This is a genomic window from Tahibacter sp. (genome assembly GCF_032229445.1).
Taxonomy (GTDB): Bacteria; Pseudomonadota; Gammaproteobacteria; order Xanthomonadales; family Rhodanobacteraceae; genus Tahibacter.
In genome coordinates this window covers 1-23986 of record NZ_JAVTWC010000120.1, presented here as the reverse complement: position 1 = coordinate 23986, position 23986 = coordinate 1, and the positions used below count along the sequence as shown (strand labels likewise).

Sequence of the window (23986 nt, the reverse complement as noted above, 5' to 3'; positions counted from 1 at the left end):
TCGCATCGCGTAGAAAATGGCTTGTTTTAAGAGAGATTTTCGCCGAGTAGCTTTAGTCCTCCCCTTCAAGGGGGTGAAGGATGATGGCCCAGAATCGAAGGTTCTCATCGTCCTGAACGCCCAACGGGCCGGAGGGTTGGGTGGGGATGGTGTTGGCCTCGCTGTTCAGGCAGAACCTGCGGCTGCCATTTCATGCGAATCGGTCACCGATACCTCCAACTCAACCACCCCCTAATTTCTTGCCGGCGCGCTCAATCCCAGCGGTTCAGATGCGGCCCGAACTTCTTGCGCTGTGGCCGCACCACGCAGAAACGATGCCCGCTCGGCGCTTCCATGACCCACCAGCGGCCGTGGCGGAACGCGATCCGCTTCGCGCCGAGCGCCTCGAGACGCTGCATTTCCGCGTCCACGTCGTCTGACTCGATATCCAGGTGCACGCGGCTTTCGTGTTCCACGCGCTGCAGCAGGATGATGGGCTCGTCGTCGGCGGTCTCGAGTTCGGCGTAGCGGCCGTCGCCGTCCTGGTCCAGCGTGACGATGGGCTTGCCCAGCGCGCGGCTCCAGAACTCGGCCGACTCGGCCAGGTCATCCACTTTGCAATCGAGTACCACTGTGCACAGGCGGCTGTGGTGCATGGCGGTGGCTCCTTGTTGGAGCCGCCACTGTAGCCGGCGCGCCGGGCCGCAAGTCAAGCCGGCCCGGTCGTACGTGCAGAGAATTGCGTTTTACTGCGCCGTTTCGAAGCCGTCGTCGAACAGATAGTCGACGATCCGGTCGAGCAGGAACACGTCGGCGAAATGGTTGTTGGCGTCGTCTTCGACGAGGCGGTTGTCGCTGCTGGAAAACAGCAGCCGGCCGCCGCTGCCGTCGAAGTGGATTTCGCCGTTGGTCGAGGGGTAGGTGTCCAGGCGCAGCACGAGGCCGAGTCGCGCGCGGTCGCGTTCGTAGAGTACAAATTTCAGGCCATCGCCGAGTCCCGTATTCAGGGCGTCGGACATGAACGCGACGCGCCGTCCGTCGGCGGAGATCGCTGCCGAGTTGAAATTGCCGCCGAGCGCGTCGCCGGTGACGGAGCGGCTGACGAGCTCATTGGTACCGGTGCTGCGGTCGTGCACGTACAGGCCCGAGAACGGAATCGGCGTACCGAAGTTGGTGGCGAAGCTCGTGAACAGCACCTGCGTGCCGTCGCGCGAGATGTCGTGGAAATAGCTCGCCTCGTCGGCTTGGCCGCCGGGTGCGGGGACACTGACGCGCGTCACGAGATTCGCGACGCGGTTGAAGGCGAATACGTCGTGCTCGCCATTGGTGTCATCGCTGACGAGATTGGTCGCCATGGATGCCAGCGCGATCGTGCTGCCGTCGCCGGAAATGCGTGATTCGTAAGTGTCGCTGTTCGAACCCACGCCGTCGTGGCTGGGACTCGCGAGCTGCGTCACGCCGGCCTGCATGTCGCGCACGAAGATGTCGCAGAACCCATTGCCGTCGTTGGCGACGAGATCCGTTGCGCACGATGAAAAGGCCACGTAGCGGCCGTCGTCGGAAACCGTTGGGAACCAGCTGTAGGAATTCGGCATCGCGCCGCCGGGCGTCAGGCTCACGACGGCCGTCGTCTGCGTCAGGCGGTCGTGGCGATAGACATCCATGCGCGCGAAGGGCGTCGCCAGCACGAAGGCCGAGCAGCTATGGAAGACGACGTAGCGGCCATCGGCGCTGATGTCGACGTAGCTGCTACCACAGAAGCCCTGGCTTCCGTCCGAGCCGACCGACACGCGTTCGGTGGTGCCGAGCAGACGGTCGCGCACGAAGATGTCGTTCGCGCCGTTGGTGTCGCCGACCACGAGGTTGCTGGCCTGCGAACCGAACGCCACATAGCGCGCATCCTCGCTGGCTGCGAAGCCGTGGTTCCAGTCGCCGCTGTTGTGATTGGCCGCGGCCAGGCTGATGCCGGCGGACGGCACCGACACTCGCTGGGCCGGACTGGTGCGGCCGTCCTGCCGCACTGCGTCGTACATGCGGTTCGTGTCGCCGGCAACGAAGCTGTCGGTCGCCAGGGCGACGACGACGCTGCCGTCGCTGGAGGACAGGGCCCCGCGTGCGTCGTCCCCGATCTGCTCGGCATCGGCGCGGAAGCTGACGTGCGTGATCGCACCGCCGGCGAGGTCGCGCAGGAACACGCGCGAGTTGCCGATAGGTTGTCCGGTGACGATATCGGGAGCCCCGGACTGCATGAGAATGCTGTTGCCGTCGCGCGACAGCGCGCTGATGGCGGCACCCAAGGCGATCTGCACGCCGCCGGGGCCCAGGGTCACGCGCTCCACGCTGCTGGTCTGGCTGTCGTAACGATAGCCGTCGGTGGCGACGTTGGTGTCGTCGGCGACCAGCCCTTCGTACGCGTTGAGCGCGACGAACCGGCCGTCGCCGCTGAGCGCGTGGCTCAGCGTCAGCGTTGGAAAATCGGTCAGCTGCGAACCGTCTGCCTTGAGACTCACGCGCTGTGTGCTGCCGGCGGCGGGCTTGCGCAGCAGCAGGTCCCAGAAGTTGTTCGTATCGCCGGCGACCAGGTTGTTGGCCCAGGTATAGAACACGACGGCACTGCCATCGGCGGAAATCTGCGGTTCATAGCTGCTGTTGTTGCCGATGCGGCCGTCGACGCTGACCGAGATCAGCTCGAACTGGCCGGTCTGGCGGTCGAGACGATAGATGTCCCGCACTCCGTTCGTGTCGTTCGCGTCGAACGCGGCATAACTGTCGAACACGACATGGCGGCCGTCGGCACTGAGCTGCGCGTTCGCGCTGTCGGCCATGGCAGCGACGCCACCGACCTGCGTCAGCAGTGTCGTGGTGCCGGCGACGCGGTCGCGCAGGTAGATCTGGCGCCGGCCCTGGTTCGACACGGCGACGAGGCCCGGCGCATCGCTGTCGAACGCGATGTAGCGGCCGTCGTCGCTGGCCGCGCCGATCGTGCCCACGTTGCCCTGCGCTTCGGCGCCGCCCGCGCCGACACTGACGCGCTCGACGCTGCCGGTCGTGGCGTCATGGAGGAACAGGTCGGCGCCGCGGTTCGTGTCGCCGGCGACGAGGTTGCTGGCCGTCGAGCTGAACAGCGTATGGCGACCATCCGGCGTCAGCGCGTTGATGCGCCCGACCGGGCCGTTGCCGTCCATCGGCCCGGCGAGCGTGGTGCGGCTGACGAGTTCGATCTCGACGGCAGTGGCAGGATGCGTGGCCGCAACGCAGGCGACGGCGAGTGACATCAGTAATTGATATTTGTGCATAAAGTAAAACATCTATAGGTCGTCGAATGCCCGCTTGCGTGGGGGAAACCGCGTATCAGCGCCGTGGCAGCGAAGCAAGAAAGGCCTCACCGAAGCCCTTGAGCTCGATGCGGTTCTGGTCGATGCGCGCGGCGTAGATGATGCGGCCCTTGATCATGCCGAAGACCAGCGCGCCAATCAGCACGACCGCGCCGAGCAGGGCCGGCGGTCCGCTCGACTGGCTGATCGCGACGCCGATCAGGCCGAACCCCGCGAGCGCAGCCAGCCAGCTGCCGAGGATCACGTTGCGGCGCAGGCCGCGGTGTGCGGTGCACAGCCCAGGACTGACGCTGACGCTCTTGCGAGCGATCAACGCAACGATGATGTAGATCAGGATGCTGATGATCACGAGGATGTACAGCCACGGCGTGTGCCAGTACAGCGTGCGCGGCTTGACCGGCTGTTCCGCATCGGCGTTGCATTTGACGCAGCGCGGCGGCAGATCGCCGCTGGGCGTCATCAGGACGGAATCACCGTGGCGCCAGACCTGCGAGCCGTCGTCCAGTATGACGGGCCGCGCCGTGATGCGCGCCTGCGGCGGCGCGTATGGGTTGCTTTCCTGCACGCCGATTCCCCTGGTCGGACGAAGAAGTCGGCAGTTTATCAGACGCCTGCGGACGCGCTCCCAGGCCCACCCCGGGCCAGTGCAGGTAGACCGTAGTCTGGCCGGAGCCCCTCGGCGCCAGTTTGCGCCGCATTGGCAGCGATCAGGCGCAGTGCGACATAGGCCGCTTTTCGAGAACAGGAAAAATCGGTTGCTCCAAAACGACGCAAGCGGGCTTGGCCCGCGACAGCCGGCCAGGGCGATTCGAAGCGTCGGCGAACCAGTCGCCTCCAGGCTGCCATATTTCGATGAACACCTCGCGGATCCGGTTGCCGCCTTCGTCCGCGTGCGGCCCTTCTCGCGCTCTGCAAATCGCTGTCGCGTTGCCGGGGGCGCGGCTAAGGCGCCACTGTCTCGAATCCATCGCGGAACAGCGTGCCGTCGATCAGGCGCTGCGCGATGAACACATCGGCGAAGCGGTTGTTGAGGTCCACGGGCACGATGTTGTTGGCCGGGCTCGCCAACAGCAGACAGTCGCCTGCGGCGCAAAGATGGAGTATGCGCGAGTACCGGTTGACGTCCGGGGGCAGCAGTGCGTGCACGCGCCCCGTCGTGAGGTCATGCAGTACGACGGTTTCAACGGCCGGTACCTCGTACGGCGGTCGCGGTATGCGGGTCGTGAACGCGACCCGTTTGCCATCGCCCGAAATGGCTGCGGAGTTCTGGGGTACGTAACCGATGTGATTGACGCTGTCGGCGCTGACACACCTTGCCTGTCCGTCGGCCACGTTCCGCACGACCAACCCATCGGCGCTGCCCGCGCAGACGAAATTCTGAGTCTTGAATAAGACCTTGCTGCCGTCGTGTGACGTGCCGATGAACGAGCTGGCGTTCGCGAGTTCCTGATCCGACGGGTCGAGGCTGCGACGATGCACGGTGCCGTCGTCGCGATCGAAGGCGAACACATCGGTCACGCCGTTGGTGTCGCCGGCAACGAGGTTGCTCGACGAATCAGAAAAGTATACCCAGCGGCCATCACCGCTGACGCGGGCGTTCAGCGCGATGCCGTTCGCCGTTCCGCTCGGCGGCCGATTCACCAGCGTGGTCGTGCCGTCCGGAAGGTTGCGCGCGAAAACACCGCCCGCTGCTGGCGTCGTGACGCCGAAATTGGTGGCTGCACTATGGAATGCCACGACATTGCCGTCGGCGGAAATGCTCGCGTCGCGGCAGTGTCCATTGGACGCAATGCCATCGGATCCGGCGCTGACCAGTTCGAGCTGCCCGCCGATACGGTCGTAGCGGTAGATCTGCACCGTAGTGCCGGTCGTCTGCGGCACCAGCGCGCCGCAACTCTGGAACACGACGTAGCGGCCATCCGGCGTGATGCTCGGCTCGCGGCTTGCACAGGTTGACGGATCCCCGGCCGTCGTCACGCTGAGACGCTGCGTCGTGCCGAGCACGCGGTCACGCAGGAATACGTCGGGTACGCCGTTGATGTCGCCGGTAACGAGATTTTCCGCCAACGAGTCAAAGACGACGTAGCGGCCGTCGTCGCTGGCACCGGCGACCAGGCCGCCGCTGTCGCCATTGGCGGCGGCGACGGGATCGGGCAGCGGGCGGCTAACGCGCATGCCGCCGTCGGCACCGATCTCGCTGCGAAAGAAATCACTGAAATAGTTCTGGTCGCTGTCCGTCAGCGCGCGGGTATACGTGCTGCAGTAGGCGACCGCGCCGTTGCCGGACAGTCCGCAGTCCGGAATTTCGTCATAGGCGTGGAAGCCTCCGGGACGAACCTTTACCGGGCTGATCATTCCGGTGGAAATGTCCCGCACGTAGCTGCGACGGTAGTTGAGCGTCGGGAAGCCAACGAGATCGTCGCCGGTGGATTCCATCAGTACGACATTGCCATCGGACGACAACGCGCGCGCGATCGCCCCGTGCTGCAGCAGCGCGCCGCCGGGACCGCGGGTGACACGGGCGCTCTGGTTCGTGACCCGGTCGTAGCGGAAGCCATCGGTGAAAGAACCGTTGTCGTCAGGGTCGATCGCCATGTCAGTGTTGAACAGTACATAGCGGCCATCGGCCGATAGGGCGTTGCCGCTTGCCAGGTCGTGCATCGCGCCGAACTGGCCGCCGCCCGGCCTGATACTCGCATTGACGTTGACATTGCCGACGGTGTCGCGGAGCACGATGTCGTGCGCGAAGTTCACGTCGCCGGCGAAGAGATTCGAGGCAAATGTGCGGAATGCGACGTAGCGTCCGTCCGCCGAGATGCGCGCATCGTCCGAGCCGAAGTCGCCGATTTCGCCGTTCTCGGCTACCGAAATGAGGTCGAGCGTACCGCCGACGCGGTCATAACGATAGACGTCGTTGGACAGATTGAAGTCGTTCTCGACGAGCGGGTCGTAGCTGATGAATACGACATATCGGCCGTCGGCGCTGATCTGCGGCGCGTAGCCACCGGTCGTGCTGCCGCTGCCGTCGAGGCCGCGGCTGACCAGGGTGGTCGTCTGGGTGAGGCGATCGCGCAGGTAGATCTGCCAGGTGCCGTGCGTATCGGACGCGACGAGGTTGGTCGCGCGCGACTCGAACACGATATGGCGCGCATCGGCCGACAGGTCAGCCTTCAGCAGGGTGTCCGCATTCGCCTGCACATTGCCACTGCCGAGGTTGACGCGCTCGATACTGCCCTCCTGATGGTCGTAGAGAAACAGGTCGGTGGACAGGTTGGTGTCGCCGGCAATCAGATTGCTGGCGTCGGAGAAGAAAAGCGCATGGCGGCCATCGTCGCTGATACCGGTGGTGCCGCTGCTGTCCGAGTTCGTGTCCATCGGTACGGCGACGGACGTCCGGCTGACGATCGACAGGTCCACGGCAGCCGCCGGCAATGCGGTCGCGGCCAGGCAGGCAAGAACTATCCGGTGCAGGGTGATAGGGAGCATGGTGCTGTCCCGCGGGCAGAATGGTCGCGCCTATCATGCGGCATTTGGCCAGCAACTACGCGAAACTGTTGTGCAAGAGTGCCCGGGTCGAAGGCCGCCGGAGTGCGGCGTCGATGTGCTCGCCGCGGCGAAGCATGAAGAGCCGACGGCGCCGCGCCCGCGCAGCGCCGTCGGTAAACCAGCCCGCGAGTTCTACGGTCCGGATCAGGACGCCAGCGCGAGATCGTCGAGCATGGCCTTGAGGAAGCGCGCCGCTTCGCCACCGGTCGCGGCGCGGTGATCGAAGGTCAGCGACAGCGGCATCAGGCGGTGCGTTTCGACGCCGCCCATCACGGGCACGAGCTCGAAGCGCAGCTTGCCCGCCGCGACGATGGCGACACACGGCGGCACCACCACGGGCGTGGCGTAGCGGCCGGCGAACACACCGAAGTTGGAAAGGGAAATCGTATACCCTTTCAATTCTTCCGCCGGGATCGAACGGTTGCGCACCGAGTCGCGCAAGCGGTTGATGGCCTGGCGCAGTCCGGCCGCGTCGAGTACGTCGGCGTTGCGCAGCGCCGGCACGAACAGGCCGTCCTCGGTACCGACCGCGATGCCGACATCGACATGCGGATGCATGGTGCGGGTCAGGTTGTCGCCGTCGAACCAGGCGTTGAGCGCCGGCACTGCTTTACAGGCGCGCACCAGCGCGCGGATCAGGCGGCCGGTGATGTCGTTGCCGGGCAGCCAGGCATGCAGGTCGGCGTCGTCGCACAGCGTGGTCGGCACGACCTTGGCATGCGCGTCGGCCATCACGCGCGCCATGTTGCGGCGCACGCCCTTGAGCTGTTCGGGCTGGCCCAGCGCAGCCGGTGCGCCCGGCGGCGCCGTACGCATGGGCTGGCCCGAGGCGGAGACGGCGGTGCGCTGCGGCGCGGGAGCCACTGCCGGGGTTGCCGTTGCCGGGGTTGGCGTCGTCGCGGGAGCCGCTGCCGCGGCGACGGGCGCAGGCGCCGCGGGCGCGCTGCCGACGCGTGCCGTGCCCTTGCTCGCGGCGTCCTTGACGTCGTTCATCGTGACCACGCTGCCGGCGCCGCTAGGCGCGACGCGCGCGAGATCCACGCCGAGCTTCTTGGCCAGCGCGCGTACCGCCGGCATGGCCTTGACGCCGCCGACCGACACGACCTGCTCGGATACCACGCGGTCGCTCGCTTCCATCGCGCCGACCACAGTGCCCGCGTCTTCGCGCGGCTTGGGCTGGCCGCTGGCGATCTCGCCGCCGTTGTCCGACGCGACCACCTGACTGTCGCCGGCCTGTGGCGTGGGTTCGCCCGCTCCCTTGGGCAGCGCGGGTTCCGCCGTCCTGGCGGGCGGACCATGGTGATGCCCGGTGTCCTGCGCATCGGCGCGCTGCGGCAGGCTGGCATCGAGTTCGATCTCGACCAGCGCCGCGCCGGTGACGATGACGTCGCCGTTGGCGCCGTGCAGCTTGACCACCTTGCCGGAATACGGCGACGGCACCTCGACCACGGCCTTGGCCGTTTCCATCGATACCAGCGGTGCATCCAGGCGCACGATGTCGCCGTGCTTGACCGCCCATTCGACGATGGTGGCGTCGGGCAGGCCCTCGCCGAGATCGGGCAGGAAAAATGTCTTGATCGTGCTCATGCGTCGCCTCGCTCCCGTTCCATAGACAGATCGCGCGCAGGCAGCCAGCCCTGCGCACCGCATTCGTTCTCAACCCAGTACCAGCCGCCGGCCTCTTCGATCAGGCGCACGCGCTCGCCAGCGACCGCATCCAGTTCCTGCGCGGTGTAGTCGCGCACGGCGGTCGCTGTCGCGGCGTCGGCCGTGTCGAGCCAGCGCTCGTGCACCCAGCCGCTGCGTCCGCCTGCGTCGGTGGCCCAGACGAACTGCGGCCATTCGGTGTCACGCGCGCCGAGCGACAGCGTCTCGCCGCGGGCGAAGCGCAGAGGATCGGTGTACTGGCTGCGATAGTCGCGCAGCAGGGTCGCGATCATCTCAGCTCGCCGCAAGCGTGCGCCTGACCGCCGCGACGATGCGCTCGACGCTCGGCAGGTATTTCATTTCCAGCCGGAACAGCGGGATGTGCGTGTCGTAGCCGGTGACGCGCTCGACCGGCGCGACGAGGTCGTACATCGCGTGCTCGGCCAGGCGCGCCGACACTTCGGCGCCGAAGCCGGCGGTGCGCGGCGCCTCGTGCACGATGACGCAGCGGCCGGTCTTCTTCACCGATTCGTGGATGGTGTCGAAATCCAATGGCTTGAGCGTGGCCACGTCGATGACTTCGGCGCTGATGCCTTCCTTCGCCAGGGCGTCGGCGGCTTCCAGCGTTTCCTTGACCTGCGCGCCCCAGGTCACGAGCGTCACGTCGGAGCCGTCGCGCAGCACGAAGCAGACGTCCAGCGGCAGCGCCTCGCCGTCGTCGGCGACTTCTTCCTTGTACTGGCGATAGATGCGCTTGGGCTCGAAGAAGATCACCGGATCCGGATCGCGGATCGCGGCGAGCAGCAGGCCGTAGGCGCGCGACGGCGAGGACGGCATGACCACGCGCAGCCCGGGCACATTGGTAAAGATGGATTCGTTCGCTTCCGAATGGTGCTCCGGCGCGCGGATGCCGCCGCCCCAGGGAATGCGCAGCACCATCGGGCAGGTCAGGCGCCCGCGTGTGCGCGTGCGGAAGCGCGCCGCGTGGCAGACGATGTGGTCGACCATCGGATAGACGAAGCCGTCGAACTGCGCCTCGGCGATCGGCTTCATGCCCTGCGCGGCCATGCCGACGGCGACGCCGGCGATCGTGGTCTCGTCCAGCGGCGTATCGAGCACCCGTACGGGACCGAACTTCTCGCTGAGTCCCGCCGTGGCTCGGAACACGCCGCCGTTGATGCCGACGTCCTCGCCGAGCACGACGACGGACGGGTCCTTGGCCATCTCATGGGCCATGGCCATGGTCAGGGCTTCGATCAGAGTGATTTGCGCCATTGCAACCGGCTCCCGCAAAAAGGGTAAGTGTGCTTTTTTCTCCCTCTCCCCCGCGTTGGCGCGGGCGAGAGGGTCGGGGTGAGCGGGGAGAAGCAGTTACGATCCTCGGCGTTCGCTTGTCGCGGCGTTGCCGCAAACCCTGTGCGGTCGCGAGAGCCGTTCGCTGAGCTTCGCAGGCGTTTCGCCCCCCTCACCCAATCCTCTCCCCCAGGCGCAACGCGCGAGCGGGAGAGGGCTCTACGTCACTCAATGCTTCGCCGCGCGCGCCTGCTCCAGCGCGAGCACCTGCGCACGCTGTTCCTGCAGGTCGACCGGCAGCTCCGCATAGACGAAATCGAACATCGCTTCGACCGGCTGAACCTTGGTCTCGAGATAGGCGTTGACCTCGACGTCGACGAGCTTCTCGCACTCGGTCTTCCAGGCTTCCTCGTGCTTGTCGCTCCACGCCTTCTGCGCGACCAGATAGGCGCGCAGGCGCTTGAGCGGTTCGCGTCCCCAGGCCTCCTTGACCTCGCCGTCGGGGCGGTAGCGGCGCGCGTCGTCGGCCGTGGTGTGGTCCGACAGACGATACGTGACCGCCTCGATGACCATGCCGCCGTGACCGTGGCGGGCGCGCTTGATCGCGTAGTCCATGGCCGTGCGCATCGCGATGATGTCGTTGCCGTCGACCTGCAGACATTCCAGGCCCGCGGCGATGCCTTTCTGCGCCAGCGTCTTGGCGCCGGTCTGGGCCGAGCGCGGCACCGAGATCGCCCACTGGTTGTTCACGATCACGCTCACGTACGGCAGCGTCTGCGCGCCGGCCATGTTGATCGCCGCATAGAAGTCGGTCTTGGACGAGCCGCCGTCGCCGACCACGCTGACCGCGACGCGCGGTTCCTGGCGGATCTTGAACGCGAGCGCCGCGCCGGCCGCGTGCAGGCACTGCGTCGCGATCGGCACGCACCACGGAAAATCGTGGGCCGGCCCGGAGAAATCGTTGCCGCGTTCGTCGCCGCCCCAGTACATCAGCACTTCGCGCGGCTTCACGCCGCGTACGAACTGCGCACCGTATTCGCGGTACATCGGCGCGAACACGTCGTCGACGTGCATGGCCGAACCGATCGCGACATGCGCGGCTTCGTGGCCGAGGCAGGACGCGTAGGTGCCGAGTTTGCCGGTGCGCTGCAGCGCGACCGCCTTGCTGTCGAACACGCGGACGAAACTCATGGTCTTGTACAGCTCGACCAGTTGCTTGGTGTCGCGCGCGAACTCGGGCAGGTCGTTGCGGACGAGCTTGCCTTCCGCATCCAGGTATTGCAGGTATTCGATTTCAAAGCTGGCGGCAATAGACACGAAAGCCTCCGCAAAAGGGTGCAAAGCGTGCATACGGCAGCACGCCGACGGCGGAAACGCGGTGGCGCAGGGCTACCGGCGTCGATGACCAGCGCGCGCGCAGATCCAGTGCTGCAGCGGATCGCGCCGGTCGAGGGGCTGCCTTGATAGCAAGGCAACCGTAGCGAAGCAAGTTCGGGCGCAGCATTTACCGCTCCCGCTTTTCTGCGTCCGCTGAGTTGCCATCATAGCCGGGCCGGTGGTTAGGATGGCGTATGCTTGTCCGGATATCTCTGGGCCAGAACGACCGTGACCGATACGATCAAGCGCGAACTCGAAGCCGGCATTACGACTGACCTGACCGACCGGATCAGTTACGGCGGCTACCTGCAGCTCGATACGCTGCTGTCGGCGCAACTGCCGCTGTCGCAGCCGGAGCACCACGACGAACTGCTGTTCATCATCCAGCACCAGACGTCGGAATTGTGGATGAAGCTCATCATCCACGAGCTCAAGGCGGCGATCGCGAATCTGGCCGCCGACGACATCGATCCGTGCCTGAAGATCCTTGCCCGCGTCAAGCAGATCCAGCGCCAGCTGTTCGAGCAGTGGGCCGTGCTGGAAACGCTGACGCCGTCGGAATACCTGCAGTTCCGTCATGTGCTCGGCCCCGCCTCGGGCTTCCAGTCGCACCAGTACCGCACCATCGAATTCCTGCTCGGCAACAAGAACGCCGACATGATCGCCGTGTTCGCCCACGCACCGGCGCAGCAGGAATCCTTGCGCGCCGTGCTGCATTCGCCAAGCCTCTACGACGAGTTCCTGCGTCATCTGGCGCGCCAGGGCCACGGCGTACCGCAGGTCTGCATCGGGCGCGACTGGTCGCAGCCCTACGAACGTCACCCCGAACTCATCGACGTGTTCCGCCGCATCTACGAGAACACCGACCAGTACTGGTCGGCCTATCACCTGTGCGAACAGTTCGTCGACCTGGAGGAGAGCTTCCAGCTCTGGCGTTTCCGCCACATGAAAACCGTCGAGCGCATCATCGGCTTCCGGCGCGGCACCGGCGGATCGTCCGGCGTGGCGTTTCTCAAACGCGCGTTGGAACTGACGTTCTTTCCAGAATTGTTCGAGGTCCGCACGGTCATCGGCACCTGACGCGGGGGCCGGCATGGCGCAGCGGCGGCCTTGCAGGCGTTGCCGTGGTGCGGCTCCGGCAACGCGCCGTCGGCTTCACCGGACGCACTTATGTCGCGCTGCAGCAAAGTACCGGTTTGACTTGGCCTAGGCGCAGCGGTTAAAGATTTGGCTCTTTCGTCGTGCCGCCAAGCGGTTCCGCGACTCTCTTTCCACCCAAATCGCAGGGGACCCACCGCATGAGCGGTTACGCCACCACGGGCGAGCAGCCCGCGCCGCCCGAATTTCCACAATTCATGGGGCATCCGAAGCCGCTGTGGATGCTGTTCATGTCCGAGTTCTGGGAGCGCTTCGCGTTCTACGGCATACGCTGGGCGCTGGTGCTGTACATCGTCGCGCAGTTCCACGACGGCAATGCCGCCGGCCAGGCCGCGGCCAATCTGACCTACGGTTCCTACCTCGCCCTGGTCTACGCCGGCGCCATCGGCGGCGGCTATGTGGCGGACCGCATCCTCGGCTACCAGCGCTCCATCCTCGTCGGCGCCGTGTTCATGGCGGCCGGGCTGTTCATGATTTCCATTCCGAACCAGGAAATCTTCAAGCTGGGCCTGGCGACGATCATCGTCGGCAACGGCATGTTCAAGCCGAACATCTCGACCATGGTCGGCAAGCTGTACGCGCTCAACGACCTGCGTCGTGATTCGGGCTTCACCATCTTCTACATGGGCATCAACGTCGGCGGCTTCGTCGCGCCGATCATCACCCAGCTACTGGCCGAGAACGTGTTCGGCACCGGCGGCATGCCCTCGTACAAGGTCGTGTTCATCGCGTCGGGCATCGGCATGCTGCTGTCGCTGGTGTGGTTCTACTTCGGTCGCGCCCAGCTCAAAGGCATCGGTGCGCCGCTGCCGGAAGCGGCGGGGCGCGAGCGCGTGGTCTACGTGATCATCGGTTCGATCGTGGTGATTCCGGTCGCGTACTTCCTGCTCGCGCTCGGCGCCCAAGCCTTGCAGTGGGTGCTCACCGCGATGTTTGCCGCGCTGGCCGTGACGCTGCTGATCGAGGGTGTGAAGAATGGCGCCGTCGCGCGCGACAAGACCATCGCGATGCTGATCATCTTCGCCTTCAACATCCTGTTCTGGATGTTCTTCGAGCAGGCCGGCAGCTCGTTCACCTTCCTCGCCGAAAGCATCGTCGAGCGCGACCTCGGCTGGATGACGTTCCCGACCGCCTGGTTCCAGAGCGTCAACTCGCTGGCCATCATCGCGCTGGCGCCGCTGGTCGCCTGGATCTGGGTGGCGATGAAGAACAGCAATCCGATCATCCCTCGCAAGTTCGCCCTGGGCCTGATCTTCAACGGCCTGGCCTTCCTGCTGCTGATGTATGCCCTGACTCACCTGGTCGACAGCAACAGCAAGATTCCGTTCTGGACCCTGTTCATGGTTTACGTGATCCAGTCCGTGGGCGAGCTGTGCCTGTCGCCGATCGGCCTGTCCATGGTGACCAAGCTCGCGCCGGTGCGGTTGGTCGGCTTCGGCATGGGCGGCTGGTTCCTTTCCACCGGCATCGGCAACAACCTGTCGGGCATCTTCGCCGGGCACGTCAGCGGCGATTCGGGCATGAGCGTGGGCTCGGCGCTGTCGGGCTATACCTTCGGCTTCTATGCGCTGGTCGGTGCCGGCGTACTGCTGTTCGTGGTCGCGCCGCTGATCAACCGGCTGATGCACGGCGTGCGGTAGCACAGCCGTCGCTCTCCGTTCGCGCGGATGAGCACTGCTGCCGGACCGGCCACCGCCTGCCGGCGAGTGACCGGTCTGCGCTGCGGACTGTGCCGCCACTGTAAATTCTGGACAAAGCCACGGCCCGTCATTCCGGGCCGTGGCGTTTTTTTGCGAGGTGACCACGCATGACCGTAACGACGACTCCCGCGGCGTTCCAGCCGCCGCCGCCCGGCGAATTCATCGGCCATCCGCGTCCGCTGTGGATGCTGTTCGGCGCGGAATTCTGGGAACGCTTCGCCTACTACGGCATGCGCGCGCTACTCGCGGTCTACGTGGCCACGACCTTCTTCAGCCTGCTGCCGGAAGGTGAGGCCAAGGCCGCCGCGAGCCTGACCTATGGCGCCTACACCGCGCTGATCTACGCGACCGGCCTGTTTGGCGGCTTCGTCGCCGACCGCTACCTGGGCTACCGGCCGTCGATCATGCTCGGCGGCGCGTTCATGGCCGTGGGCCTGTTCCTGCTGTTGATTCCGGAACTGCCGTGGTTCCTCGCCGGACTCGCGATCATCGTCGTCGGCAACGGCCTGTTCAAACCCAACATTTCCACGCTGGTCGGCAAGCTCTACGCGCCCGGCGACGCGCGCCGCGATTCGGGCTTCACGATCTTCTACATGGGCATCAACGCCGGCGGCGCGCTCGCGCCCTGGGTCTGCGGCACCATCATCGGCGCCACCTATGGCTACAAGTGGGGCTTCCTCTGCGCCGGCATAGGAATGATCCTCGGACTGATCATGTTCCATTGGCTGCGCGGCTGGCTCGGTCACATCGGCGAGTCGCCTGCGCCCGCGCAGAACCTCAAGCGCGTCGCCATCGTCGCGCTGGGCTGCATCGCCTGCGTGCCGGTCGCCTACCTGCTGCTGAGCCGGGCCAATCTGGTCGGCTACATCCTGCTGCTGATGTTCGCCGTGCTGACCTGCTATTTCATCGGTAGCAGCATCAAGAGCGGCGATCGCATCCAGCTGCACCGCTATATCGCGATGCTGCTGCTGTTCCTCGCCAAGATCCTGTTCTGGGGCATGTTCGAGCAGGCCGGCTCGAGCCTGAACTTCTTCGCCAAGGACCACGTCAATTCGCCGTTCGACTTCACCCTGTTCCAGTCCTTCAATCCGGTCTTCATCCTGCTGCTCGGCCCGGTTTTCGCCTGGCTCTGGCCCAAGCTCGAAAACAGCAACCTCAATCCCTCCGTGCCGCGCAAGTTCGCCATCGCGCTGATCCTCGTCGCAATCGGCTTCACCACGCTGCTGCTGAGCATCAAATACCTCGACGACGGTACCGGCCATATCCCGTGGCTGATGCTGGCCCTGGTCTACGCCTTCAACACCATGGGCGAGCTGTGCCTGTCGCCGATCGGCCTGTCGATGGTCAGCAAGCTCGCCGCGCCGAAAGAGACCGGCATGGCCATGGGCGCGTGGTTCCTGTGCTCGGCCATGGGCAACTGGGTCGCCGGGAAGACCGCATCCCTCGCCGTCGCCGCCAACGCCGGCATTTCGGGATACGTGGAAACCTATACCTTCATCGCCTACGCCGGCTTCGGCATGGGCGCGGCCTTCCTGATCTTCGCGCCGTTCATCAACCGGCTGATGCATGGGGTGCGGTGAGGGGCGGTTTGGCCGGCGGCAACGACCGGGAACCGAGTGATGGATTCAGCGGTGCGTGTCGCTGCGCCCTTGCGCCTGCCGTTCCGTCAGCGCATGTGACTCGTGCCAGCGCCGCAGTACTTCTGCCGCAATACCCGCCGTTTCCCGCAATGCAGGCGGACGCGGTTCGATCGCGGCCTGGCCGAGTACACGCAGCTGTCCGGCCTCGATCAGCGCGCGATGGAAGCGGCCGAGTTTTCCGGTCGCTGCCTGCGGCAGCCAGGTGCTGACCGGTACGCCGACGGCGCAGGCTTCCGACAGCATGTTCACCGAATCCGGCGTCACGAAGATCGACTGCGCGTGCGCAAGGAAGCCGGCGTAGGGATTCGGACCGTCGTCGGGTCCGGCCCAGAACACGCCGGGGAATTTGGCGAAGGCGCTGCGCAGGAACGCGGTCAGCGGCGCGGGCGTACGGCGCGAGGTGCTGACGAGAAAACTGCCGCCGTGCGCGGCGTGCTTGTTTGCCAGCGCTTCGACCAGCGCGACGCAATACTGCGTATCGACGGCGACGTCGCGATGATTCGCGCCGATCAGCACCGTACGGCGTGGCGAGGGCAGGTGGGCGAGATCGGGAAAGGCCGCGGCGCCGTCGGCGAGCCAGTCTGCGTCGATGGGGTTGAGCGAGCCCAGTGGGGTGAGGACATTCGGGCCGGTCAGGCCGTCGTGTTGCGGCGCGATGACGAGGTCGTACTCCGAGGGATCGATCCGCGGGTCGAGGATCTGCACCGCATATGTGTGTCCGTCGCTCCAGCGGCGCAGTGCGCGGGTGAACAGGGCGGCGCTGCGGCCGCAGCCGATGGCCAGCGCGGGCCAGGGCGGAGCGAACTGCCGCCGCTGCGTGGCCGGCAAGGCCAGGCGTGCGCCGACGAGCAGGCGCGGTGCCAGCCAGGACCAGGGTGCTGCGGGTTCCAGTTGCCAGGCGCGGGTCGGCAATCCCAGGTGCCCGGCCAGGGCCAGCGCCTGGCGTTCGTTGCCGGCGGCGCCGTCGGTGATCACCCAGCAGGTGGTGGCTGTTTCCGGCATGATCCGTATCTGCAACACGTTGCGCGCATTGTAGAGCGCGGTTCACCAATCTGTTTTCGCCGGGCACAATGACCGGCCCCCTTTCCCTCTCTAGACTGCGCCCCCCGAGGAAGCTCTGAACAAGTCGATATCTGCTTTTGATTCCGGAGCCCCCTTGAGTCAAGGGGGCGGCCAAATGCCTGCGCAGCAGGCATTTGGCGGGGTTGTGGAGATCTGGTGCCGAGTACAAAAGCGATGGTGCCAGGACTTGTTCAGAGGCTTCCTAAGGATAGCCGCGGTCGTCTGCCAGGAAGATCCATGTCGCATTCTCCGATCGATGCCGCCGCGCTTGACCAGCTGTTCGCCCACGCCCGCACGTTCCGCGGGTCCGACAAGGCCTGGCTCGACACGCCGGTCACCGACGCTCAACTGGTGCAGTTGTACGACCTGGCCAAGCTCGCGCCGACCAGCGCGAACTGCTCGCCGGCGCGCATCGTGTTCATCCGTTCGCCGGAAGCCAAGGCCTTGCTGCGCCGCACGCTCGACGGCGGCAATGTGGACCAGACCATGGCCGCGCCGGTCACCGCGCTGATCGGCAGCGACTACGCGTTCTATGAACATATGGATTTGTTGTTCCCTGATACCGGCGCACGCTCGTGGTTCGAGGGTAAACCTGACGTTATCCACAACACCGCATTCCGCAACGCGTCGCTGCAGGGCGGTTATCTTATTCTGGCCGCGCGCTCGCTCGGCCTGGACTGTGGACCGATGTCGGGATTCAACAACGCACTGGCTGATGAACTGTTTTTTGCGGGTACCCAGGTCAAGTCGAATTTCCTGGTCAACATCGGGTACGGCAATCCCGAGGTATTGAAACCGCGCAACCCGCGCTTCACCTTCGACCAGGCTTGTCGCATAGCTTGAACGCGTAAGCAGTCCCCACCTACCCCCGGAGGTTCCCCATGTTCCGCAAGCTCGCTCTCGCTACCGCCCTCGTCGCCGCCTCGTTCACTGCGGCCGCTGCCGACAAATACGAATTCGACGGCAACCACACCAATGTCGTGTTCTCGTGGACGCATTTCGGTCTGTCCAACCCGTCGGCGCGTTTCGCCAAGGTCGAGGGCGAAGTGATGCTCGATACGGCGGACCTGACCAAGTCGTCGGTCAACGTGACCATTCCGGTCGACAGCCTGCGCACCGACGTGCCGAAGTTCGACGAGCACTTGCGCAGCGGCGATTTCTTCGACCTGGCCAAGTTCCCGACCGCCACCTTCAAGAGCACCAAGGTCGAGAAGGCCGGCGACAACAAGCTCAAGGTCACCGGCGACCTGACCATCCACGGCGTGACGAAGTCCACCGTACTCGACGTCACCGTCAACAAGATCGGCGACCACCCGATGGCCAAGAAGCCGGCCGCCGGTTTCGATGCCGTCACCACCGTCAAGCGTTCCGACTTCGGCATGGGCAACTACGTGCCAAACGTTAGCGATGAAGTGAAGATCCACATCACGACCGAAACGCTGAAGGCCGGCGAGGCCAAGAAGGCGGGTTGATGCAACACGGCGGCGCGCCGGGATGACAGGCGCGCTGCCGCTTTTTGTAGACGAACAAAGGCCCCGCAAGCGGGGCCTTTGTTCGTTTCAGGGTGCAGCTCAAGCATCAGTCATTGAGCCACGGCACGGGCGTCGCCTTGGTCCAGTCGCTGGCGCAGACCGCGGTGCTGAGCAGGTTGTACAACTCCTGGTAGCGCTTCGGGTTGCCTGCGCAACTGGTCTTGCCGGTGTTGCACTGTGTGTCCTGCCACTGGTTGAAGGAGATGATCAGGTCCACACCGGCGGAGATCTTGCAGGTGCCGCCGCCGAACTGGACGGCGTAGGCGTAGGTGCCGTTGTCGCCGCCGCTGTGCGCGTTGCCGTCGGTCCAGGCGCCGTTGCGCAGTTCGCCGATGCTTGAGTTGAACGGATCGCCGAGCGCGGGGCCACTGTCGTAGCCGGACGCCTTGAACTTGGCCATGAATTTCAGGTGCGGCAGCATCTGCACGCCAAGCGAACCGGTGGCCGCGCCCTGGCCGGTGGAGCGCATCAGCAGCGGCACTTTTTCCATTTCGCCGTTCCAGTTGAGGCTAGGGCCGGTCTTCGGATTGGCGATGCTGCAGGTGCCGTTGGTCCAGCGGCAGATCGGGCGCTTCATGTCCCAGTAGCTGTTGTAGTAGCCGTTGATGCTGCTGTCCCAGTGACGCGCCTTCGGGCCGCCGAACGGATCGTTGCCTTGTGCATTCAGTGCGGCGGGGCGGGCGAAGATGTTGTCCAGGCCGTTGGAGCCAAAACCGAGTTCCGCTTTCAGGAAGTCATTGAGCAGTGTTCCTTCGGTCGCCTCGGGCTTGCCGACATCGGCCGTGTATGACTTGCCGCTCAGGTGCTCCATCGCCATGCGTACCCACTGCGGGTCGGTGTTGGAGTAGTGGTATTCGCCTTGCGGGTTGGGCAGGCACATCGAGGCGGAGCCGACCAGGGTTTCCTCCAGCGTGATCGGCGGAAGCAGGAAGCCGTCCGGTGCGGCGTAGTTGACGACCGAGGTCATGCCGGCGGCAACGCGTGCGTCCTTGACGTTCTGCACGCCCCACTGCTCGCGCAGGCGGTCTTCCTGCGCAGCCCATTGGCCCTTGGTGGTCAGGCCGCGGATCTGGCCGAGGTTCTGGTCGATCAGCGTTTCGGCGGCGATCGCACTGCTGTTGAGGCCTGCGCGGTGGGCGAAGAAATCGCCGAGGCGAATGTTCTTCCAGCGTGCATCGGCTTTCGGATAGCCCGGCGCTTGCGTCGCCGTGCAGGTGTTGGCCGGATCCGTGCGTTCGTCGGTCGCGTTGAAGTGCATCGGCGGCTCGACATGGCCGGCGACGATCTCATGCAGGCGCTGCGGAATCAGTGCGTTCGGGAAATCGTAGCCGACCAGCGACAGCGCTTCGACGTCGGTATCGGTCCAGCCGTAGTCCTGGGTCTTGAGGTTGGTCGTGCCCTGCTTGAGCTTGGTCAGCGTGGTGCCCGCGACATCCCACGAGGCCAGGCGCAGCGTGTCGCTGTTTTCGCGCAGTGCGGTGACGAAGCCCATGCCGAAGCCGGCGCTGGAGGCATTGGCGAGATCGAGCGAGCGCACCTTGCCGGCCGCGCTGCTCGCGCCGAGCTGGTAGGGATAGCCCTGGCTGCTCAGCGTGAACTGGCGCACCGTGCCGTTGTCGCTGCCGTCCTGGATGACTGCAGCGAAACGATCGGAAGCGAGCGTCTGCAGGCGGAAATCCTGCACATTGTCGATGCCCGTGGAGCCAACCGGCGCCAGCGCGCCGCTGCCGGCGACCGAGAGCACGTCAAGGCCCAGCGCGCCGATGCGGCCGCGCTGCGAACCGATGACGATGCGGCTGGTGCTCAGCGCCGCCATCTGCAGGCGCACGTCGCCGTAGTACGTATTGTCGAGCGTGGTTTCATGCACGCGCGTCAGCGTGCCGTTGTCGGCCACGTCCCAGACGATGAGCTTGGTCACGTCCGGATAGGCCAGGCGCGCGGCGCCGACGACGCGCGCCGTGCCGGGCAGCGCAACGAGGCTGAGATCGCGCAGGGTGCCGCCGTTCTCGGTATCCAGTGCGGTGAACTGGTTGTTCGCTTCGAGCTTGAACGTGCGCATCTGCAGCGTGTCGTTCGCGCGGCGCAGGCCGACGACGATGCGCTGGTCCTTGATCGCGGTGACCAGAACCTCTTTCACTTCGGTCACGCCGAGCAGCGTGTCGGTCACGGCCGGCACGCCGTTCGCGCCGATGCTGTAGGCGTAGACATGCAGCTTGTTCTCGTTGCTGCGCGTGATCAGCACGAAGCGCGTGTCGCCCATGCGCACGAGCTGGAAGTCCTTGACCTGCTCGGGCTGGTGCGCGCCCTGCTCGGTGAAGGTGCCGCTGGCATCCACGCCCCACACGGTGATGCGCAGGTTGCCAAACAGCGTGCGGTGCGCGCTGACGACGCGGTTGGCCGACTGGTTGATCACGCGCAGGTCGACGTCCTGGTGCTTGAGTGCATCCTTGATCGCCCAGCGCGCCGTCGCGTATGACGTCGCCTTGCTGACGCTGCCGAACATGAACGGTGTGTTGTAGTGCATCTCGCCGGCATTCGGCTTGAACGGATCGGTCGCATCGCTGCTGCAGGCCGGGTTGTAGATCTCCTCGGCGTTGCGGCCGTCCTTCATGCCCAGTCCGAGTGCGGCGACGACCTGGCCGTTCCTGGCGATGCCGAGCGAGCCGGCGCCGATGCAGCGCGCCTTCATGAAGTCGAGCACCGCGTTGACGACCGGCAGCGTGGCGTAGTTCGCCCAGCCGTTGATGGGAATCTGGCCCGGCATGTCGGCCTTGATGTCGACCTGCGTCTGGACGCCGCCGGCCGGGAAGAACGACACCTGGTTGGTCACGAGCTTGTCGCCGCTGGCCGGCGATGTATAGATCGCCTGGCTGCCGTCGACCTGCGACAGGCACACCGCCGGTTGATCGACGGTTGCAAGGCAACCCACTTCCGTCGGTTCGCCGCGCAGTTGCCACGAACCGGTCGCGGTGCGGCCTGGTGCGGTCAGGTATTCGGCGCTGAGCACGGTCGATGTGCCGAACGGCACGACACGGTCGGCGCCCATGATGACGAGGTCGCGATTGACGGCGGCCGGTGCGCAGCCGCCGGCCGCATCCTGCTCATAGCCCGTCGCGCAGACGTTGCAGCTGTCGCCGGCATAGCCGGTTGAGCAGCCGCAGACGGCACCCGCTTCGCCGATCTGCACGCTGCCGTTGCTGCCGCAGATGAGTGCGGTTGCCGGCACGTCGCGCACGCAGCGGTATTCGTCAGGATTCGGCGCATCCGGCGAATCCGGATCGACGATGCCATTGATGCCGCTGATGTGTTCCAGGTGCGTGCCGGTTGCGCAGGTCGGTGTGAATGTCGTCGAACCGCCCGGTACCTGCGCATAAGCGCCGGCGGATCCGGTGGCGACCATCAACAGCAGTAGTGCGCGTGTCAGTTCCAAGCGTTTCACGATCTCTCTCCTCGTAGCCCGATTCGCTGCCGGCGGATTGCCGGCGGTCCCGTGGGCATACGGGGAGGCTGGTGCTCAGGGATCACGCGAGAAGAAAATGGCACAGGAGATTCATTGTGGACAGCGCGAAAAGATGTCTCCCTGTTGGCGCGATGCGGTCATGGCCGCACCTCGGCGCGAGCTGCGCACTCGCGCGTCGCCCGGGTCGCGAAGGTTGTGCTGCGCGCGCGGCGTATCCGCCGCGACGTCATGCAGGATTTGAAATCGGGCGGCGGAATTTCAACGGCGTGAGGTGCGCCGCCTGCGCGCGTGCTACCCGGAACGCGGCCCGGGTTCCGGCCGTCTCCACAGCCAGATCGCAACGGCAAGCATGATTGCGGCGACAATGGCCGCCATCCACCAGTGCGGGCTGAATACGAACAGGCCGACGGCGCTGCCAAGCATGGTGATGGTTGCGAAGTACTTGGCGCGTCGGCTCACGGCACCGTCGCGTTCCCAGTCCTGCAGCATCGGTCCGAAGTGCGGGTGATTGCGCATCCAGCCATGCAGGCGCTGGGAGCCGCGCGCCGCGGCGAATGCCGCAAGCAGTATGAACGGGGTCGTCGGCACTACGGGCAGGACGATGCCGATGACCCCCAGCGCGAGTGATATTGCTGCGAGTCCCAGCCAGAGCGCTCGTTCGAGGCGTTTGCTGGCCAGCTTGGGCGAGGGTTCCGACAAGTACGACACCTGTAACGCGGTACGCGGGCGGCGCTGGACTATAGCGTGAAGCGTCGGCTTTGGCCGCGAGACCTGCCGGAACATCGGCAATGCGGCCTCAGCGCCACGTCGTATTCGCACATCCTGCGCCATGGCTTGGCCGATTCGGCAGTCCGACGCGAGCACGCTTAGGTCTACCGCTCGTACAACCGCGAGACCGGATTGCCCGCATGCGTCGGCGCCGCGCCGCGGCATGTCGGCCGGCGGCGATGTCGCATCCTGCCGCGCTCGCGCCGCTATGCGTCAAAGCCGCCCGCGACCCCTGTGGTATAATCCGGCCCCGTCAATTTTCCCTTGCGCAGCAATCGCTTCCGGGCGCTTGCCTACTACTTACGGTCGCCATGTCCAACGCCGACGAACTGAAGAAAGCCGCTCTCGAATATCACCGTCTCGCGCCCGCCGGAAAGATCAAGGTGGTCGCGACCAAGCCCATGTTGACGCAGCGCGATCTCGCGCTCGCGTATTCCCCCGGCGTCGCGGCGGCCTGCGAGGCCATCGTCGAGGATCCCCGCGAAGTTTCCACCGTCACGGCGCGCGGCAATCTCGTCGCGGTCATCACCAACGGTACGGCGGTGCTGGGTCTCGGTCCGATCGGACCGCTCGCCGCCAAGCCGGTCATGGAAGGCAAGGGCGTGCTGTTCCAGAAGTTCGCCGGCATCGACGTGTTCGACATCGAGATCAACGAACTGGACCCGGACAAGCTCGTCGACATCATCGCGAGCCTGGAGCCGACGTTCGGTGGCATCAATCTCGAGGACATCAAGGCGCCGGAATGCTTCACCGTCGAGCGCAAGCTGCGCGAGCGCGTGAAGATCCCGGTGTTCCACGACGACCAGCACGGCACGGCCATCATCGTTGGCGCAGCCGTGATCAACGCGCTCAAGGTCGTCGGCAAGGACATCGGCAAGGTCAAGCTCGCCGCCTCCGGTGCCGGTGCGGCCGGCGTCGCCTGCCTCGACATGCTCGTGCAACTTGGCCTCAAGCCGGACAACATCACCGTCGCCGACCGTTTTGGTGTGGTCTATACCGGCCGCGTCGAGGACATGGACGACGACAAGTCGCGCTATGCGCGTGACACGACAGCGCGAACGCTCGGCGAGATCGTGGCCGGTGCGGACATCTTCCTCGGCCTTTCCGCCGGCGGCGTGCTCAAGCCCGAGATGGTCGCAACGATGGCGGACAGGCCCGTCATCCTTGCGCTCGCGAATCCGAACCCGGAAATTCTGCCCGAGCAGGTGAAGGCCGTACGACCGGACGCGATCATCGCGACGGGGCGTTCGGACTACCCGAACCAGGTCAACAACGCCCTGTGCTTCCCGTACATCTTCCGCGGCGCGCTCGACGTCGGCGCGACGACGATCAACGAGGCCATGAAGGTAGCCTGCGTGCATTCGATCGCCGCGCTCGCCCGGCGCGAAGTCAGCGACGTCGCGGCACGCGCCTACGGCGGCAAGCCGCTGTCGTTCGGCCCCGAATACCTGATCCCGCAGCCGTTCGATCCGCGCCTGCTGGTGGAACT

General features: G+C 65.6%; 17 protein-coding genes. 6 read left to right on the top strand and 11 right to left on the bottom strand.

The features are described 5' to 3' along the window. Nucleotides 1–251: 251 nt before the first annotated feature. From RUU78_RS22310 to pdhA, 8 genes are all read right to left on the bottom strand, one after another. A complete protein-coding gene (locus RUU78_RS22310) occupies nt 252–635 on the bottom strand; it encodes a VOC family protein (protein WP_313919964.1) in 384 nt (127 codons plus the stop codon). 90 nt (nt 636–725) lie between these two features. Then, nucleotides 726–3254: a hypothetical protein gene (locus RUU78_RS22305; protein WP_313919963.1), complete on the bottom strand. Its 2529-nt coding sequence runs from the start codon at nt 3252–3254 to the stop codon at nt 726–728. Nucleotides 3255–3330: 76 nt separating this feature from the next. Then, the gene (locus tag RUU78_RS22300) at nt 3331–3879 is read right to left on the bottom strand and encodes a hypothetical protein (RefSeq protein ID WP_313919962.1); all 549 of its coding nucleotides are present in this window, start codon (nt 3877–3879) and stop codon (nt 3331–3333) included. A 377-nt stretch (nt 3880–4256) separates the two neighbouring features. Next, on the bottom strand, nt 4257–6800 hold the full coding sequence (locus RUU78_RS22295; protein WP_313919961.1) for a hypothetical protein: 2544 nt from the start codon (nt 6798–6800) through the stop codon (nt 4257–4259). Nucleotides 6801–7004: 204 nt separating this feature from the next. Next, the gene (locus tag RUU78_RS22290; RefSeq protein ID WP_313919960.1) at nt 7005–8447 is read right to left on the bottom strand and encodes a dihydrolipoamide acetyltransferase family protein; all 1443 of its coding nucleotides are present in this window, start codon (nt 8445–8447) and stop codon (nt 7005–7007) included. Further along, nucleotides 8444–8800 carry an SH3 domain-containing protein gene (locus RUU78_RS22285; protein ID WP_313919959.1) on the bottom strand — a complete coding sequence of 119 codons (357 nt, stop codon included), beginning with the start codon at nt 8798–8800 and terminating at the stop codon, nt 8444–8446. Before RUU78_RS22285 ends, RUU78_RS22290 begins: the two co-directional genes overlap by 4 nt. Before the next feature lies 1 nt (nt 8801). After that, nucleotides 8802–9782, bottom strand: a complete 981-nt coding sequence (locus tag RUU78_RS22280) for an alpha-ketoacid dehydrogenase subunit beta (RefSeq protein ID WP_313919958.1) — start codon at nt 9780–9782, stop codon at nt 8802–8804. Nucleotides 9783–10028: 246 nt separating this feature from the next. Next, nucleotides 10029–11117 carry a pyruvate dehydrogenase (acetyl-transferring) E1 component subunit alpha gene (pdhA, locus tag RUU78_RS22275; RefSeq protein WP_313919957.1) on the bottom strand — a complete coding sequence of 363 codons (1089 nt, stop codon included), beginning with the start codon at nt 11115–11117 and terminating at the stop codon, nt 10029–10031. Nucleotides 11118–11405: 288 nt separating this feature from the next. Between pdhA and RUU78_RS22270 the strand changes: the two genes are divergently transcribed. The 3 genes from RUU78_RS22270 to RUU78_RS22260 all read left to right on the top strand — a co-directional run bounded on the left by RUU78_RS22270 (nt 11406) and on the right by RUU78_RS22260 (nt 15615). Then, nucleotides 11406–12257 (top strand): tryptophan 2,3-dioxygenase family protein, encoded by an 852-nt coding sequence (locus RUU78_RS22270; RefSeq protein ID WP_313919956.1) that lies wholly within the window; start codon nt 11406–11408, stop codon nt 12255–12257. Between the two features lie 218 nt (nt 12258–12475). Further along, complete coding sequence (locus tag RUU78_RS22265; RefSeq protein ID WP_313919955.1) at nt 12476–13975, top strand: oligopeptide:H+ symporter; 1500 nt, start codon at nt 12476–12478, stop codon at nt 13973–13975. Nucleotides 13976–14142: 167 nt separating this feature from the next. Next, nucleotides 14143–15615 carry an oligopeptide:H+ symporter gene (locus tag RUU78_RS22260; protein WP_313919954.1) on the top strand — a complete coding sequence of 491 codons (1473 nt, stop codon included), beginning with the start codon at nt 14143–14145 and terminating at the stop codon, nt 15613–15615. A gap of 45 nt (nt 15616–15660) precedes the next feature. Here the strand turns inward: RUU78_RS22260 and RUU78_RS22255 are convergent, their stop codons facing one another. Continuing rightward, on the bottom strand, nt 15661–16677 hold the full coding sequence (locus RUU78_RS22255) for a mitochondrial fission ELM1 family protein (RefSeq protein ID WP_313919953.1): 1017 nt from the start codon (nt 16675–16677) through the stop codon (nt 15661–15663). A 297-nt stretch (nt 16678–16974) separates the two neighbouring features. Here RUU78_RS22255 and RUU78_RS22250 point away from each other — a divergent pair, with 297 nt between their 5' ends. Beyond that, the gene (locus tag RUU78_RS22250; RefSeq protein ID WP_313919952.1) at nt 16975–17580 is read left to right on the top strand and encodes a malonic semialdehyde reductase; all 606 of its coding nucleotides are present in this window, start codon (nt 16975–16977) and stop codon (nt 17578–17580) included. A 38-nt stretch (nt 17581–17618) separates the two neighbouring features. After that, entirely contained in the window at nt 17619–18209 is a 591-nt protein-coding gene (locus tag RUU78_RS22245) for a YceI family protein (RefSeq protein ID WP_313919951.1), read from the top strand. Between the two features lie 106 nt (nt 18210–18315). Here RUU78_RS22245 and RUU78_RS22240 read toward each other — a convergent pair whose 3' ends face one another. Beyond that, entirely contained in the window at nt 18316–21708 is a 3393-nt protein-coding gene (locus RUU78_RS22240) for a hypothetical protein (protein ID WP_313919950.1), read from the bottom strand. Nucleotides 21709–22020: 312 nt separating this feature from the next. After that, on the bottom strand, nt 22021–22428 hold the full coding sequence (locus RUU78_RS22235) for a YbaN family protein (protein WP_313919949.1): 408 nt from the start codon (nt 22426–22428) through the stop codon (nt 22021–22023). A 380-nt stretch (nt 22429–22808) separates the two neighbouring features. Between RUU78_RS22235 and RUU78_RS22230 the strand changes: the two genes are divergently transcribed. Further along, nucleotides 22809–23986: malic enzyme-like NAD(P)-binding protein (locus tag RUU78_RS22230; protein ID WP_313919948.1), on the top strand; the 1178-nt coding region annotated here is incomplete at its 3' end.